This is a genomic window from Agrococcus sp. KRD186 (assembly GCF_017168255.1).
GTDB lineage: Bacteria > Actinomycetota > Actinomycetes > Actinomycetales > Microbacteriaceae > Agrococcus.
The window spans coordinates 1316565-1330895 of the sequence record NZ_JABFAP010000001.1; the positions used below are offsets into that span (position 1 = coordinate 1316565).

The 14331-nt window shown below is 71.8% G+C and carries 16 protein-coding genes and 1 other RNA gene; 3 read left to right on the top strand and 14 right to left on the bottom strand.

Going from position 1 to position 14331, the window contains the following annotated elements; all coding sequences use genetic code 11:
* Positions 1-23: 23 nt before the first annotated feature.
* Positions 24-809 carry an inositol monophosphatase family protein gene (locus tag J1M46_RS06315; RefSeq protein ID WP_342384297.1) on the top strand — a complete coding sequence of 262 codons (786 nt, stop codon included), beginning with the start codon at positions 24-26 and terminating at the stop codon, positions 807-809.
* 33 nt (positions 810-842) lie between these two features.
* Here J1M46_RS06315 and J1M46_RS06320 read toward each other — a convergent pair whose 3' ends face one another.
* Positions 843-1322, bottom strand: a complete 480-nt coding sequence (locus J1M46_RS06320; RefSeq protein WP_206447049.1) for a VOC family protein — start codon at positions 1320-1322, stop codon at positions 843-845.
* Between the two features lie 46 nt (positions 1323-1368).
* Between J1M46_RS06320 and J1M46_RS06325 the strand changes: the two genes are divergently transcribed.
* Positions 1369-1659 (top strand): rhodanese-like domain-containing protein, encoded by a 291-nt coding sequence (locus J1M46_RS06325; RefSeq protein ID WP_206447050.1) that lies wholly within the window; start codon positions 1369-1371, stop codon positions 1657-1659.
* Positions 1660-1710: 51 nt separating this feature from the next.
* Here the strand turns inward: J1M46_RS06325 and J1M46_RS06330 are convergent, their stop codons facing one another.
* From J1M46_RS06330 to prfB, 9 genes are all read right to left on the bottom strand, one after another.
* The gene (locus tag J1M46_RS06330) at positions 1711-3081 is read right to left on the bottom strand and encodes an aldehyde dehydrogenase family protein (protein WP_206447051.1); all 1371 of its coding nucleotides are present in this window, start codon (positions 3079-3081) and stop codon (positions 1711-1713) included.
* Positions 3082-3156: 75 nt separating this feature from the next.
* Entirely contained in the window at positions 3157-4932 is a 1776-nt protein-coding gene (locus J1M46_RS06335) for an alpha/beta fold hydrolase (protein WP_206447052.1), read from the bottom strand.
* A 103-nt stretch (positions 4933-5035) separates the two neighbouring features.
* Positions 5036-5406, bottom strand: a transfer-messenger RNA (tmRNA) gene (gene ssrA, locus J1M46_RS06340).
* Positions 5407-5523: 117 nt separating this feature from the next.
* On the bottom strand, positions 5524-6552 hold the full coding sequence (locus J1M46_RS06345; protein ID WP_206447053.1) for a 6-phosphofructokinase: 1029 nt from the start codon (positions 6550-6552) through the stop codon (positions 5524-5526).
* A 90-nt stretch (positions 6553-6642) separates the two neighbouring features.
* Positions 6643-7119 carry an SsrA-binding protein SmpB gene (smpB, locus tag J1M46_RS06350; protein WP_206447054.1) on the bottom strand — a complete coding sequence of 159 codons (477 nt, stop codon included), beginning with the start codon at positions 7117-7119 and terminating at the stop codon, positions 6643-6645.
* A gap of 86 nt (positions 7120-7205) precedes the next feature.
* Positions 7206-8120, bottom strand: coding sequence for a permease-like cell division protein FtsX (gene ftsX, locus J1M46_RS06355; RefSeq protein WP_206447055.1), 915 nt, complete (start codon positions 8118-8120; stop codon positions 7206-7208).
* Positions 8117-8839 carry a cell division ATP-binding protein FtsE gene (gene ftsE / locus J1M46_RS06360; protein WP_206447056.1) on the bottom strand — a complete coding sequence of 241 codons (723 nt, stop codon included), beginning with the start codon at positions 8837-8839 and terminating at the stop codon, positions 8117-8119. The genes ftsX and ftsE overlap by 4 nt, the downstream gene beginning before the upstream one ends.
* 85 nt (positions 8840-8924) lie before the next feature.
* Positions 8925-10376 carry a 4-hydroxyphenylacetate 3-hydroxylase N-terminal domain-containing protein gene (locus J1M46_RS15745; RefSeq protein WP_206447057.1) on the bottom strand — a complete coding sequence of 484 codons (1452 nt, stop codon included), beginning with the start codon at positions 10374-10376 and terminating at the stop codon, positions 8925-8927.
* A 7-nt stretch (positions 10377-10383) separates the two neighbouring features.
* Positions 10384-11502, bottom strand: coding sequence for a peptide chain release factor 2 (prfB, locus tag J1M46_RS06370; protein WP_206447058.1), 1119 nt, complete (start codon positions 11500-11502; stop codon positions 10384-10386).
* Positions 11503-11575: 73 nt separating this feature from the next.
* On the opposite strand from prfB, the gene J1M46_RS06375 reads away from it, so the two are divergent.
* Positions 11576-12808, top strand: a complete 1233-nt coding sequence (locus J1M46_RS06375; protein ID WP_206447059.1) for an MFS transporter — start codon at positions 11576-11578, stop codon at positions 12806-12808.
* Positions 12809-12849: 41 nt separating this feature from the next.
* Here J1M46_RS06375 and J1M46_RS06380 read toward each other — a convergent pair whose 3' ends face one another.
* The 4 genes from J1M46_RS06380 to J1M46_RS06395 are packed head-to-tail and all read right to left on the bottom strand — an operon-like array spanning position 12850 to position 14330.
* Positions 12850-13296, bottom strand: coding sequence for a pilus assembly protein TadG-related protein (locus tag J1M46_RS06380; protein WP_206447060.1), 447 nt, complete (start codon positions 13294-13296; stop codon positions 12850-12852).
* A complete protein-coding gene (locus tag J1M46_RS06385) occupies positions 13293-13736 on the bottom strand; it encodes a hypothetical protein (protein WP_206447061.1) in 444 nt (147 codons plus the stop codon). Before J1M46_RS06385 ends, J1M46_RS06380 begins: the two co-directional genes overlap by 4 nt.
* Before the next feature lie 25 nt (positions 13737-13761).
* Positions 13762-14142, bottom strand: a complete 381-nt coding sequence (locus J1M46_RS06390; protein ID WP_241249040.1) for a TadE/TadG family type IV pilus assembly protein — start codon at positions 14140-14142, stop codon at positions 13762-13764.
* The gene (locus J1M46_RS06395) at positions 14142-14330 is read right to left on the bottom strand and encodes a hypothetical protein (RefSeq protein ID WP_206447062.1); all 189 of its coding nucleotides are present in this window, start codon (positions 14328-14330) and stop codon (positions 14142-14144) included. Before J1M46_RS06395 ends, J1M46_RS06390 begins: the two co-directional genes overlap by 1 nt.
* Between the last annotated feature and the right edge of the window lies 1 nt (position 14331).

The window sequence follows — 14331 nt, forward strand, 5'->3', positions numbered from 1 at the left end:
GCGCCGGGCCGTACGCTGGCATGGTGAGCAGCTACGACGACGACCTGGCCCTCGCCCTGCGGCTGGCCGACGAGGCCGATGCCATCTCGACGGCGCGCTTCGGCGCGCGCGACCTCGAGATCGCGACCAAGCCCGACACCACCTTCGTCACCGATGCCGACCGCGCGGTCGAGCAGCGCATCCGCCATGTGCTCGCCGCGGAGCGGCCCGACGACGCCGTCTTCGGCGAGGAGTTCGGGCGAGCCGGCGAGGCGAGCCGCCAGTGGATCATCGACCCGATCGACGGCACGGCGCACTTCCTGCGCGGCGCCCCGATCTGGGCGACGCTCATCGCGCTGGCGGTCGACGGCACGCCGGTCGTGGGCGTCGTCTCCTCCCCCGCGCTGGGCGCGCGCTGGTGGGCGGCGAGCGGCGGCGGCGCCTGGAAGCAGACGCCGGCCGACGATGCGCCGCAGCCGCTGCGGGTCTCCGGCGTCGGCGAGCTCGCGGAGTCGGCGATCTCCTACAACTCGATCCAGGGCTGGGACGGCGCCGGCCGCGTGGACCAGCTGGTGGCCCTGCAGCGCGACGTGTGGCGGGCGCGCTCGTACGGCGACGCCTGGAGCTACATGCTGCTGGCCGAGGGCGCGGTGGATGCGGTGGCCGAGTTCGACCTGCAGCCCTACGACATGGCGGCGCTCGTGCCCGTGATCGAGGAGGCGGGCGGCACGTTCACGTCGATCGACGGCCAGCCCGGCCCGTGGCACGGCACCGCGCTCGCCACCAACGGCCACCTGCACCAGCAGCTGCTCGAGCGACTGGCCCGCTGAGGGCGGTCGCCGCGGCGGCCTCTCCCGCTCGCCTCAGCCGGCGGCGGCCGCCTCGAGCTCTGCCACGACGATCTTCTGCATCCGCAGCATCGCGCTCGTCACCTCGGCGCCGCGAGGGCCCTGCATGAGCTCGTGCAGCTGCTTCGGGATGACCTGCCAGGAGACGCCGAAACGATCCCGGCACCAGCCGCACATCGACTCGACGCCGCCGTCGCCGACGAGCGCGTCCCAGAGCCGGTCGACCTCCTGCTGGCCGTCGACGGTCACGGCGATCGAGACCGCCTCCGACTGCGGGAACTGCGGGCCGCCGTTCAGCAGCTGGTAGGGCACACCCGCCAGTCGCAGGTCGACGGTGAGCGCCTCGCGCGGCCGGTGCTCGCCCGGCCAGGGGTCCTCGCCCTCCGGGTACCGCATGATCGCAGTGATCTCGGAGTCCGGCAGCAGCGAGACGTAGAGCTCGGCGGCCTCCTCGATCCTGCCGTCGAACCAGAGCACCGTGCGCACATCAGCCATGCGGGCCATGATGCTCGCCTCTCGCGACGCGCGCTAGCCTCGATGCATGCGAGAAGTCACGCCCGCCGAGGTCTCCGATCGTCCCGTCGTCGATGTGCGGGAGCCGCACGAGTGGCAGCTGGGGCACGCCGACGGCGCGATCCACATCCCGATGGGCGAGATCGTCGAGCGCCTGCACGAGGTGCCCGACGGCGCCGCCGTGATCTGCCGCTCGGGCGCGCGCAGCGGCCAGGTGGTCGCCTACCTCGCGCAGCAGGGCCTGGATGCGGTGAACGTCGCGGGTGGCACGATCGCTTGGGCCGCCCAGGGGCGGCCCATGGTCGGCACCGTCGCCTGAACGACGCCGGCGGGTGCGAGCGGGGCGAAGCGCCCGCCCGCACCGAGCGCGTCAGTTCGCGACGACCAGCTTCTTGTTCATGAACTCCTCCATGCCGTGGGGGCCGAGCTCGCGACCGAAGCCGCTGCGCTTGGTGCCGCCGAAGGGCATGTCGTAGTCCTCGGACCCCGCGCCGTTGATCGAGACCATCCCGGCGTCGATGCGATCGGCGACCGCGAGCGCGAGCTCCGGATCGGTCGCCCACACGCGCGCGCCGAGGCCGAAGGGAGTGCCGTTCGCGATGCGCACCGCGTCGTCGACGTCCTTCGCCCGATACACCGTGCCGACCGGGCCGAAGAGCTCCTCGCGATAGGCGTCCATCTGCTCGGTCACACCGCCGAGCAGCGCCGGGGCGAAGCGCGCGTCGCCGCTGTCGGCGATCGCGCCGGCGAGCACCTGCGCCCCCTCAGCGAGCGCCGCGGCCGTCTGCTCGCGCAGCCTGTCGGCCGCCGCCTGCGAAGAGAGCGGGCCGACGAGCGCGTCGGCGTCGTCGACTTCGCCCACCTGTAGCGCAAAGACCGCTGCGCCCAGCTTGGAGGAGAACTCGTCGTACAGCTCGTCCAGCACGATGAAGCGCTTGGAGGCGTTGCAGGACTGGCCGGAGTTCTCCATCCGGCCGTCGACGGCGGCCTGCACCACGGCATCCATGTCGTCAGTGGAGAGCACCACGAAGGGGTCGCTGCCGCCGAGCTCGAGCACGACCTTCTTCAGGTTGCGGCCGGCGATCTCGGCGACGGCGGCGCCGGCGCGCTCGGAGCCGGTCAGCGAGACGCCGCGAACACGGGCGTCGGGGATGACGAGCTCGCCGATCTGGTCGTTGGTGGCGAAGATGTTCTCGTAGGCTCCGGCCGGCAGGCCTGCCTCGGCGAGGATCTCGGCGATCACGGTCGCCGACCACGGGCACTGCGGCGCGTGCTTGAGCAGCACCGTGTTGCCGAGCATGAGGTTGGGGAAGGCGAAGCGCGCGACCTGGTAGTACGGGAAGTTCCACGGCATGATGCCGAGGATGACGCCCTGGGCGGACTTGCGGATGCGCGCCTGGACGCCGCTGGCGGTCTGCAGCACCTCGTCGGCGAGGAACTCCTCGGCGTTGTCGGCGTAGTAGCGGATGATGTCGCCGGAGAACTCGGCCTCGTCCTTGCCCTGCCCGAGCGGCTTGCCCATCTCGGTGCGGATGATCTCTGCCAGCTCCTGCGAGCGCGACGTGAACGCATCCGCCGCCTTCGACAGGATCGCCGCCCGCTCGGCGATCGGGGTGGCCGCCCACGGCTCATACGCCGCGTGGGCGCGCTCGATCGCGGCGCGGATCTCGTCATCGGTGGCCGTCGGGTACTCCTTGACGACCTCGCCGGTGTAGGGGTTCGTGACCCTGTACTCACTCACGATCTGCCTCCTCGCAGGGGTGGGGTCCCCCCAGGCTACTGGCCCGAGAGCTCGTCCGCCGCGCCTCGACCGCGCCTATGCGCAGGTGTCGACGGGGGCGAGCCCGGCGAGCATGTCGGCGCTCCACGCGCGCAGCTCCGGGAGCAGCGGCGAGTCGCCGGTCACCACACCCATGTGGTCGTAGCCGGGGTAGCCGCGGTAGTCGACCTGCTGGCCCTCGGCGCACCGCGCAGCGACGTACGCGTCCTGCAGCGCGGGCGTGATGAGCGGGTCGGCGCCGCCCTGGGCGAGCAGCACCGGCATGGCGATCGGCAGGGTCGGCACGTTCTCCGCGGCCCGCTCGGCGAGCGCGCCCTCGCTCAGGCTCCGCGCCCACACCGGCTGGTCGGCGACGATCGACGTGGCGAGCGAGACGAGGGTGCTGGGATCGGTGAGACAGCGGCGCTCCATCTCATCCATCATGATGCGCGCACCGGGGCGCACGTAGGCTCCGCGCTCGACGTCGCCGTACGCATCCGCGGAGGCCGCGAGCGCGAACGAGCCGAACATCGCGCCCACCACCGACTCGTCCATGGTGCCGAGGAAGGCGGGCAGGTCGGTGGCCGGGGCCATGGCGGCGACACCGAGCAGGTCGAGCTCGGGCGCGTAGTCGGGCGCGAGGCCCGCAGCCCACAGTGCGGCGTGCCCGCCCTGCGAATGCCCCCACAGCACGGTCTCGCTCGCGAGCCGGGCGTCGTCGAGCTGCTGTGCGGCCCGCACGGCGTCGAGCACGCTGCGGCCCTCCCCCTGGCCGATCAGGTAGGGCTGCGGCCCAGCCGTGCCGAGCCCGGCGTAGTCGGTCGCGACCACTGCCCAGCCCTCGGCGAGCGCACCGTCGAGGTCGGGGAAGGCACCGGCCACGAAGGGCTCGGGCAGCAGCGACGGCGCGCAGCCGGTGGCGTAGCCGGTCGTGCCGTGCGCCCAGGCGATGACCGGATGCGGCTGGTCGCCCTCAGGCTGCACGACCAGCCCGGAGGCCAGTGCCGGCTCGCCGGCGTGGTCGGTGGTCGTGTAGAGGATGCGCCAGGCCCGGGCGCCCGCGGGGATCGAGCGGCCGAAGGGCTCGCTGCGCAGCAGCTGCCCGGGCTCGGCGGGCACCTCATCGGGCGCGTCGTAGAAGGCGTCGGCGCGAGTGGTGCCGCCGAGCGAGAGGCTCACGAGCAGCAGTGCGGTGCAGCCGACGAGCGCCAGCACGGCGCCGGTGGTGCGCACCCACCCTCTGCCGCCTGCGCGCTCGGGGCGGGCCGACGCATCCGTCGCCCTGCCTCGCGCGTGGCGGATGCCGATCGCCACGAGCTCGATGCCGAAGAGCACCATGCGCACGCCGAGCACGATGGCGAGCACGAAGACGGTGACGTCGGGCCAGGTGAGGGCGAGCGCGCCGAGCACGACCGTCGCAGTGCCGAGCAGCGCCTCTGCGACGCGATGGTCGCGGTCGCCGCGGATGGCGCGGATCGCACCCACGAGCCCGGCGATGATCAGGCCGACGCCGACGATGATCGTGACGCTCGCGATGGACAGCGCGGGCCAGACGAGCACGAGCGCGCCACCCACGATCCAGGCGATGGCGGCGAGCACGGCGCCCCAGGTGCGCGCGGGACGGGCCGCGTCGACGCGCAGCAGCTCGGCGACGCCCTGCAGGATGAGGGCGATCGCGAGCAGCACGACGAGCGCGGCGAGCGAGAGGAACGGCCGCACGACCAGCACCAGGCCGATCAGGCCGATCAGCACCCCGGCGGCGATCCGCGCCTGCCACGGCACGCGGCCGAAGGCGGCGGCAAGAGCGCGCGTGGAGCGGTCGACGAGGCCCATGCGCTCAGGCTAGGCCACGGACGCGCTCCGGCGGCTCGACAGCACAGCGCTCGACGGCGTGGCGCTCGACGGCGTAGGGCTCAACAGCGTGCGACTCGACCGATGGTGGAGATGGGGGGAATCGAACCCCCGTCCAACGCTCGGACCGTGCGGCTTCTCCGGGTGCAGCTCAGGGGTGGCGTTCTGCTCGGCTCCGACCTTTGTCCTGAGCACCTAGGTCGACGAGCCCAGTCACAGTGCAAGTCCCGCGGGCCCCTGTGACGCAGGACCGCAGCAAGCTCTCTCGATGACGCCAGGGTCCGGGGCGAGAGCAGACCCGGTCTGACGGACTTCAGGCTCGCTTAGGCAGCGAGGGCGAAGTCGGTGCGCTTTGCGTTGGCACCTATTGGTTTGCAGGGGGCGTTCAAGAGATAACCCTGCATCCTCTACCCGCTTCCCGCTCCGACTGAGGCGCTGTCGAAACCGATCATCCCCATGGAGTGGTGCGAGTCGCACGCTGTTGAGTTCTCAATACCGGATGCGTCCGGTGCGCTGGCCAGGCCAGCCCACCATGGTACCCCGGGCCGGTGCGCGGTGGCAAGCGCAGTGCGATCAGCCGAAGAGCATCTCCGCCTCGCGGTAGCGGTGCTCGGGGACGCGCTTGAGGTCGCCGAGCGCATCGGCCATCGGCACGCGCACGATCTCGGTGCCGCGCAGCGACACCATCGAGCCCCACGCCTTGTCGACGATCGCGTCGACCGCCGCCAGGCCGAAGCGCGTCGCCAGCACGCGGTCGGCGCCGCTGGGCGCCCCGCCCCGCTGGATGTGGCCGAGCACGGTCGAGCGCGACTCGATGCCGGTGCGCTCCTCGATCATGGGCGCCAGCAGCTCGCCGATGCCGCCCAGCCGCGGCCGGTTGAAGGCGTCCATGCCCTTGTGCGAGTGCGCCTCGTCCATGCCCTCGAGCGTGAAGCCCTCGGAGACCACCACGAGCGGCGCGCGGCGTCGGTCGTAGACCGACTGCACGTACTCGCAGATCCACTCGATCGAGCGCGGCTGCTCGGGGATGAGCGTGACGTGCGCGCCCGTGGCGATGCCGGTGTGCAGGGCGATCCAGCCGACGTGGCGGCCCATCACCTCGAGCACCATGCAGCGCATGTGCGAGTCGCCCGTGGTGCGCAGCCGGTCGCCCGCCTCCGTGGCGATCTGCACGGCGGTGTCGAAGCCGAATGTGTAGTCGGTGGCGTCGAGGTCGTTGTCGATCGTCTTCGGCACACCGACGATCGGCAGCCCGTCGTTCGCGAGCCGGTTCGCCGCCGCGAGCGTGCCCTCGCCGCCGATCGCCATCACCGCGTCGATGCCCAGCCGGGCGAGGTTCTCGCTGATCTTCTCGGGCCCCGCGTTCGGCCCCTCGTAGGGGTTCGTGCGACTGGTGCCGAGGATCGTGCCGCCGATGCGCGAGGTGCCGCGCACGGCGGAGCGGTTGAGCACGCGCACGTCCCCGTCGACCAGGCCGCGGTAGCCGTCGCGGATGCCCACGAACTCGAGGCCGTGGTGCACCATGCCGGTGAGCACCGCGGCGCGGATGACTGCGTTGAGCCCGGGGCAGTCGCCACCGGACGTGAGGATGCCGACTCGCATTTCACCTTCCACCGGACGGCCCTGGGTGAGCCTGCCGGCGCGTCCATTCAAGCGGCGCGCGCCGGGATTGTCGAACCCCGGCCACCGGCCCTAGTCGCCCAGGCGGTTCTTGGTGCGCATGGCGCGCTCGGCCTCGCGCTTGTCCTGCCGCTCGCGCAGGGCGTGGCGCTTGTCGTACTCGCGCTTGCCCTTCGCGACCGCGAGCTCGACCTTGGCGCGGCCGTCCGAGAAGTAGAGCGACAGCGGCACGAGCGTGTAGCCGCCCTGCGAGACCTTGGCCGCGAGCTTGTCGATCTGCTCGCGGTGCAGCAGCAGCTTGCGCTTGCGGCGCGGCGGGTGATTCGTCCAGGTGCCCTGGCCGTAGACCGGGATGTGCACGGCATCGAGCCAGGCCTCGCCGCCGTCGACGAAGGCGTAGCCGTCGACGAGCGACGCCCGGCCGGCGCGGAGCGACTTCACCTCGGTGCCCGTGAGCACGAGCCCGGCCTCCACGCGGTCCTCGATCGTGTAGTCGTGGCGCGCCTTCTTGTTCTGCGCCACGACCTTGTGACCCTGTTCGCGCGGCATGGCTGGCTCCTGGTGTGTGATGACGGATGCGGTGGCCCGGCAGGCGGGCAGCCGTTCAGTCTAGCCGCAGTCGGCCTCGCCCCGGGTCAGATCTTGAGATATCGCCGGATGGCGACGGCGGCCGCGACGCCCGCGAAGAGCACGCCGATGCCGACCAGCACGGGCGCGACGACCAGCGCGTCGTCGAGCGTGACGATCGCGATCGTCTGCAGCATAGGCGCGACGTAGCCCTGCAGGAAGAAGTGCACGATGGCGATCACCGCGCCGGCGGCGAGCACCGCCCCGAGCAGCGCTGCCACGACGCCCTCGATGATGAACGGCGTCTGGATGAAGCGGTTCGACGCGCCCACCAGCCGCATGATGCCGAGCTCCCGTTTTCGGGAGAAGGCGGAGAGCCTGATGGTGGTGGAGATCAGCAGCACCGCGGCGACGAGCATGAGCACGGCCACGCCGATGGCGGCGAGGCTCGCGGTGTTGAGCACCTGGAAGATCGGTTCGAGCAGCGCCTGCTGGTCGCGCACCTCCAGCACGCCCGGCAGGGCGGAGGTGGCCTCCCGGATGAGGTCGGCGTCGGCCGGACTCGACGGCCCCACCCACAGCGCCTCGTTCATGGTCTCGGGGCTGGCGAACTCGGCGCTGGCGGTGCCGCCGAACTGCTCCATGAAGTTCTCGTACGCCAGCTCGCGATCCTCGAACTCCACGTTGCTGACGTAGGGCGCGATCGCGCCGCTCTCCAGCACATCCCGCACCGCCTGCACCTGCTCGGCGGTGGCGGCGGTCTGCGTGCAGGTCTCGGTCGCGTCGACCGGGCCGCAGAAGTAGATGCCGACCTGCGCGCGGTCGTACCAGAAGCCCTTCATCTGGTTGATCTGCATCTGCAGCAGGATCGCGGCGCCGACGAACGACAGCGAGATGAAGGTGACGAGGATGACGGAGACGACGACCGAGAGGTTGCGGCGCAGCCCGTTCCAGACCTCCTGCGAGATCAGCTGGATCCTCACGCGATCTCCTCCTCGTCGAAGGCGGGGTCGGCCAGGTGCCGCTTGTAGCTGCCGTGGGCCTCGTCGCGCATGATCACGCCGGCGTCGAGCTCGACGACGCGCTTCTGCAGCTCGTCGACGATCGAGGCCTCGTGCGTGGCCATCACGACCGTCGTGCCGCCCTCGTTGATGCGGGCGAGCAGTGCCATGATGCCGGCACTGGTGGATGGGTCGAGGTTGCCGGTCGGCTCGTCCGCCAGCAGGATGGGTGGTCGGTTCACGACCGCGCGGGCGATGGCGACGCGCTGCTGCTCGCCGCCGGAGAGCTCGTGCGGCAGGCGGCTCGCCTTGCCGGCGAGCCCGACGACCTTGAGCACGTCCGGCACGGCCTCGGAGATGAAGCCGCGGCTCTTGCCGATCACCTGCAGCGTGAAGGCGACGTTCTCGTACACCGTCTTGTTGTGCAGCAGCCGGAAGTCCTGGAAGACCACGCCGAGGTTGCGGCGGAAGAAGGGCACGCGGCGGTTGGGCAGCGCCTTCAGCCGCTGCCCGAGCACGTGCACCTCGCCGCCGGTGGGCACCTCCTCGCGCAGGACCATGCGGATGAGCGTGGACTTGCCGGAGCCGGAGGCGCCGACGAGGAACACGAATTCGCCCTTGAGGATCTCCAGGGAGACGCGCTCAAGAGCGGGGCGGGCTTTGCGGGAATAGGTCTTCGAGACCTCGTCGAAGCGGATCATGACCTGTCGAGGCTACGGGCGCGCGCGCCATCCTCCGCGTTGCGGCGCGGCGGGTCTCGATTCGCGTGCGGGCTTCGCCCGGCCGCTACTCGACCGGCGGGCGCTGCCAGTCGTCGATGCGGCCGGTGGCCTTCGCACCGGCCAGGATGCCGAGGTGCATGCGCTCCGGCTGGCCGAAGTAGCTGCGCTCGTAGAGCTCGTGCCGCGCGCCGAAGCCCGTGCCGACCGCATCCCACAGCTCGCCCATGATCTCGAGCCGCTGACGCGCATCCGCCCCTCCCGAGCCGCGCAGCAGCGGTTCGATCGGCGCGACGTGCTCGCTGCCGAGCGAGCCCGGCGGCACCGGCAGGTGCGCGAACGCGGAGGCGAGCATCGTCTGCAGGTTGACGCGCATGCGGCTGTAGGCGTCGGGGCCGTAGGCGGCGAAGGCCATCGCCGCCTGCGGGCCGGGCCCGATCGAGTCGCCCGAGGGCACCGCCTGCTCGATCATCGCGTCGCGCAGCGCGGCGACGGTGTCGCGGTAGGCGATCAGCTCGCCCAGCGCCGCCTGCACCCCGCGCAGCTCGCTCGTGCCCATGATCTCGGTCGCGCGCACGGCCAGAGCGGCGATGCGCTCGAGCTTCGCCTCCAGCCGGGTGGTCGCCTGGAAGACCAGCCGCACGTTCCAGCCGACGGCGCCCTTGTTGAAGGCCAGCATGGTCTCGGGGTCGCGGATGAAGACATCCGCCCACGGCACCAGCACGTCGTCGAAGACCACCAGCGCGTCGTGCTCGGCGAAGCGGCTCGACAGCGGCGCATCGGCATGCGCGGGGATGCCGCGCGTGTAGACGCGGATGCCTTCGCTCGCGACGGGCACGGAGGCCGCGATCGCGAACGCCTCGGTCTGCACCTCTCCCCCGAAGTGCGACACCAGCAGCCGCTGCGCCGTGGCGGCGCCGGTGACGACGGCCTTCGCGCCGCGGATGACCACGCCCTCGTCGGTCTCGCGCACGACGTGCAAGAACACATCCCCCACCTCGTCCGGCGGCAGGTCGCGGTCGACGGGCGGGTTCACGAGCGCCTGCGCGTAGTGGGTGACGTCGCGCTGGTCGCGGGCCAGCATGTCGCGCACGTTCTGCTCGAAGCGGCCGAAGAACGGCGCGTGCGCGGCCATCGAGGTGATCACACACGCCATGAACTCGGGTGTGCGGCCGACCCAGCCGTGCGTCCTGCGCTGCCAGGCCTTGATGGCGTCGCGCTGCACGCGCAGCTCGTCGCGCGACTGCGGCACGGCCCAGAACGGATGCGTCAGGCCGGCTACGTCGGCCGTCGGCACCATGGGCACGTCGGAGTCGACCTCGTGCAGCGTGTCGTAGAGACCGGCGATCGTGGCGGCCGTGCCCGCGAAGGCGGGATGCTCGGCGACCCGCTCGACGGGCACGCCGTCGTGGATGACGACGCGGCCGTCGTCGAGGCTGGCCAGGTAGTCGGCGCCGGTCTGCGGCCGGCCGCTCGCGGACGCGGCGGGCTGGCGCTCGCCGCTGCTCGATCGGGACACGATGCTCCTAGTCGTCGGACTCCTGCTGCTGCCGCTTGCGCCAGCGGATGCCGGCGGCGATGAAGCCGTCGAGGTCGCCGTCGAAGACCGCCGAGGGGTTGTTGACCTCGTGCAGCGTGCGGAGGTCCTTCACCATCTGGTAGGGCGCGAGCACGTAGGAGCGCATCTGGTCGCCCCAGCTGGCGGAGATGTTGCCGGCGAGATCCTTCTTGCGGGCGGCCTCCTCCTCGCGCTTGAGCAGCATCAGCCGGCTCTGCAGCACGCGCATCGCGGCGGCGCGGTTCTGGATCTGGCTCTTCTCGTTCTGCATCGAGACCACGACGCCGGTGGGGATGTGCGTGAGACGCACCGCGGAGTCAGTGGTGTTGACGCTCTGGCCGCCCGGCCCGGAGGAGCGGAAGACGTCGACCCGGATGTCGTTCTCGGGGATCTCGATCTCGTCGACCTGCTCGAACAGCGGCACGACCTCGACGGCCGCGAACGAGGTCTGGCGCTTGCCCGCGGCGCCGAAGGGGCTCATGCGCACCAGGCGGTGCGTGCCCGCCTCGACCGACAGGTTGCCGAAGGCGTAGGGCGCATCGATCTCGAACGACGCAGACTTGATGCCCGCCTCCTCCGCATAGCTCGTCTCGTAGACGCTCACGGGCATGCCGTGCTGCTCGGCGTAGCGCAGGTACATGCGCAGCAGCATCTCGGAGAAGTCGGATGCGTCCACACCGCCGGCGCCGGCGCGGATCGTGACGACGGCGGGGAGCTGGTCGAACTCGCCGTCGAGCAGTGTGCGCACCTCGAGCTCGGAGATGAGCTTCTGCAGGCTCTTGAGCTCCTTGCGGGATTCCTGCTGCGTCTCCTCGTCGCCCTCCTCGTTCGCCATCTGGACGAGCACCTCGAGGTCGTCGATGCGCGACTCGATCGAGGTGATGCGCTTGAGGTCGGCCTGCGCGTGGCTGAGCTCGCTGGTGACCTTCTGCGCCGCATCGGGGTCGTCCCACAGGTCGGGGGCGCCGGCGGCCTCCGACAGCCGCTCGATGTCTGCCTGCAGTCGCTCGGCGTCGAGCACCGACTTGATGTCGAAGAACGTGGAGCGCAGCTCGGCGATGTCGCCGGCGATGTCGAGATCGGCCATGATCATCCAGCCTACCGACGCGAGCCCGCGCGCTCGCACGGCCGACCCGGCGCATCCGCCGTAGGCTCTGCCTGTGAGCGGAGTCGACCAGTCGGAGCGCTTCCCGTGGCGGAAGGTGGCGGGCGCGGCGTACGTGCCCACCGCAGCGTTCGCGATCGGCGAGGGCGCGGTCATCCCCTACATCCCGCTCATCGCCGGCGAGCTCGGCGCCTCGCTCGCGGTGGCTGCCGTGGTGGCCGCGATGCTGACCGTCGGCCAGTTGGCAGGTGACGTGCCCGGCGGCACGGTGGTCGCGCGCTTCGGCGAGCGGGCCACCATGGTCGGCGCCGGTCTGCTGGTGCTGGTCGCGCTCGTGATCGCGTTCTTCTCGACCGAGTGGTGGATGCTGGCGGTCGCGATCTTCGTGCTCGGGCTCGGGCACGCGGTCTTCGCGCTCGCCAGGCATGCCTTCATGACCACCTACGTGCCGCTGCGCTACCGCGCCAGGGCGCTGTCGACGCTCGGCGGCATCTTCCGCATGGGCATGTTCGTGGGGCCGCTGATCGGCTCGGCGGTGCTGGGGCTGGGCTTCGCGCTCGGCTCGGTCTGGGTGATCTGCGCGATCGGCACGATCGTCGCGATCGTGGTGCTGATCGTGCTGCCGGACCCGTCCTCGGTGTTCGAGCACAGCACCGCGACCACGGGCGTGATCGAGCTGCGGGCCGAGCGCACCGGCATCTGGCAGGTGGTGCGGCAGAACGCCCGCTCGCTCGCGACCGTCGGCATCGGCGCGGCGATGCTCGCGCTCGCGCGGCAGGCGCGCAACGTGCTGCTGCCGCTGTGGGCGATCTCGATCGGGCTCGACGGGGTGACGACGGGCCTCGTGATCGGCATCGCGGGAGGCGTCGACTTCGCGCTCTTCTTCATCTCGGGCTGGGTGATGGATCGCTTCGGTCGGCTCTGGAGCGTGGTGCCCTCGCTCGCGCTCATGGCGCTGTCGTTCCTGCTGCTGGCGTTCACGCACGACATCGACGCCGCTGTGCTGTGGTTCTGGATCGCCGCGATCGTGATGGCGCTCGGCAACGGCCTCGGCTCCGGCATCCTGATGACGCTCGGCGCCGATCTCGCCGATCCCCGCAATCCGGCGCCCTTCCTGGGCGCCTGGCGGCTGACGACCGACGCCGGCGGCGCGGTCGCGCCGCTGCTGATCTCGCTGCTGATCTCGGTCGCGTCGATCACGTGGGCGGCGGGCGGGCTGACGGTGCTGTGCCTGTTCGGCGCCGGCATGCTGCTGCGCTGGCTGCCGCGGAAGCCGCGCGGCACGTAGCGGCGCAGCACGGCTCCGCAGCACGGTCGGGGCGGCGCGCCTCAGTCGACGAAGACCGCCCGAGCGGTCGAGGTGACATCGAGCCGGATGCCCTCCGGCAGCAGCAGCGAGACCACCGGCGGCCGCCACGCGCTGGAGACGGTGACGGTGGCGCTGCGGGCATCGGCCGCCGCACCGTCGACGCGGAGGCCGTCGAGGTCGCCACCGGCGCGCGACGCCCACGCGGCAGCCGCGCGATCGACGGCGCCGTCGGCGAGCTCGGGCGCGGCGGCGGTGCCGTCGAAGCGCACCTGCTCGAGGGCGAACGCCTCGGCCGCCGCGAGCGCCGCACCATCGGCGACGGTGAACAGCCGCCGCCGCTCGATGAGCATGCTCGTCGCAGCGGTGACCGCGATGATCAGCGACAGCGCGAGCGCGGCGAAGCCGATCGTCAGCAGCAGCGTCGAGCCCTCCTCCTCGCGCAGCACCCTGCGCAGCAGCCGCCTCACGGGGCTCCCCCGAACGCCGACACCGGCTGCATCGCCTGCGCCGAGACGGGCACGCCCAGCCCCACGTCGAGCTGCAGCACCGGCGGCGCGAACGGCAGCGGCACCGTCGCGCCGAGCTGCACCGTCACCGTCCCTCGAGGGGTGTCGCAGGCGCCGGGATCGGGGGCGCAGGAGATGGTGACATCCACCTGCTCGGCAGCGAGCCCCGCATCCGCCATCGCGACGCGCAGCGCCCGGTCGGCGGCCACGAGGCCGGCCTCGTGCGAGTCCGCCTGCGCGATCGTGCGCGCGGCATGGCGTGCGCCGCCCTCGAGCCCGAGCACCGCGTGCTGGATCTGCCCGAGCGTCAGCACGAGGTAGACGAGCGGCACGAGCAGCAGCACGCCGACGGTGAGGAACTCGAGCGAGGCGGAGCCGGAGTCGTCCGCGAGACGACGCACGCCGCGGACGACGCCGGGCCATCGCTCACCCCAGCGTCTCGACCGGCGCATGCCCGGTCACCTCCAGCGCCGTCGGGCCGATCAGCCCGAACACGGGCAGCGGCGCGGCCACGCGGATCTCGATCGTCTCGAGCCCGGCGACCGTCGCGGTCGAGGCCGAGACCTGCTCGGCGTACCTGGCACCGATCGCCATCGTGATCAGCTGCCTGGTGCGCACGACGCCGGCCGACGCATCCGCCCCCACCAATGAGGCGTGGCGCGCACCCTCGGCGGCCGCATCGGCGACGGTCGCCCGCACGTGCAGCGCCAGCGAGAGCTGCATGACCGAGAGCACGAGGACGACGAGCAGCCCTGCCACCATCGTGAACTCGGCGACCGCCGAGCCGCGCTCGTCGGCCAGCCGCATCAGAAGCTCGTGACGCGCGCGATCGCCTGCTCGAAGACGCCCGTGAGCGCAGGCCCCGCGACCGTCCAGATCACGATCACCAGTCCGGCGGTCATCAGGGTGACGAGCACCCAGCCGGGCACGTCTCCGCGCTCCTCGTCGTGGATGCGCCCGACCAGGCGCTGGAATCGTCGGCTGATCGTCGACATG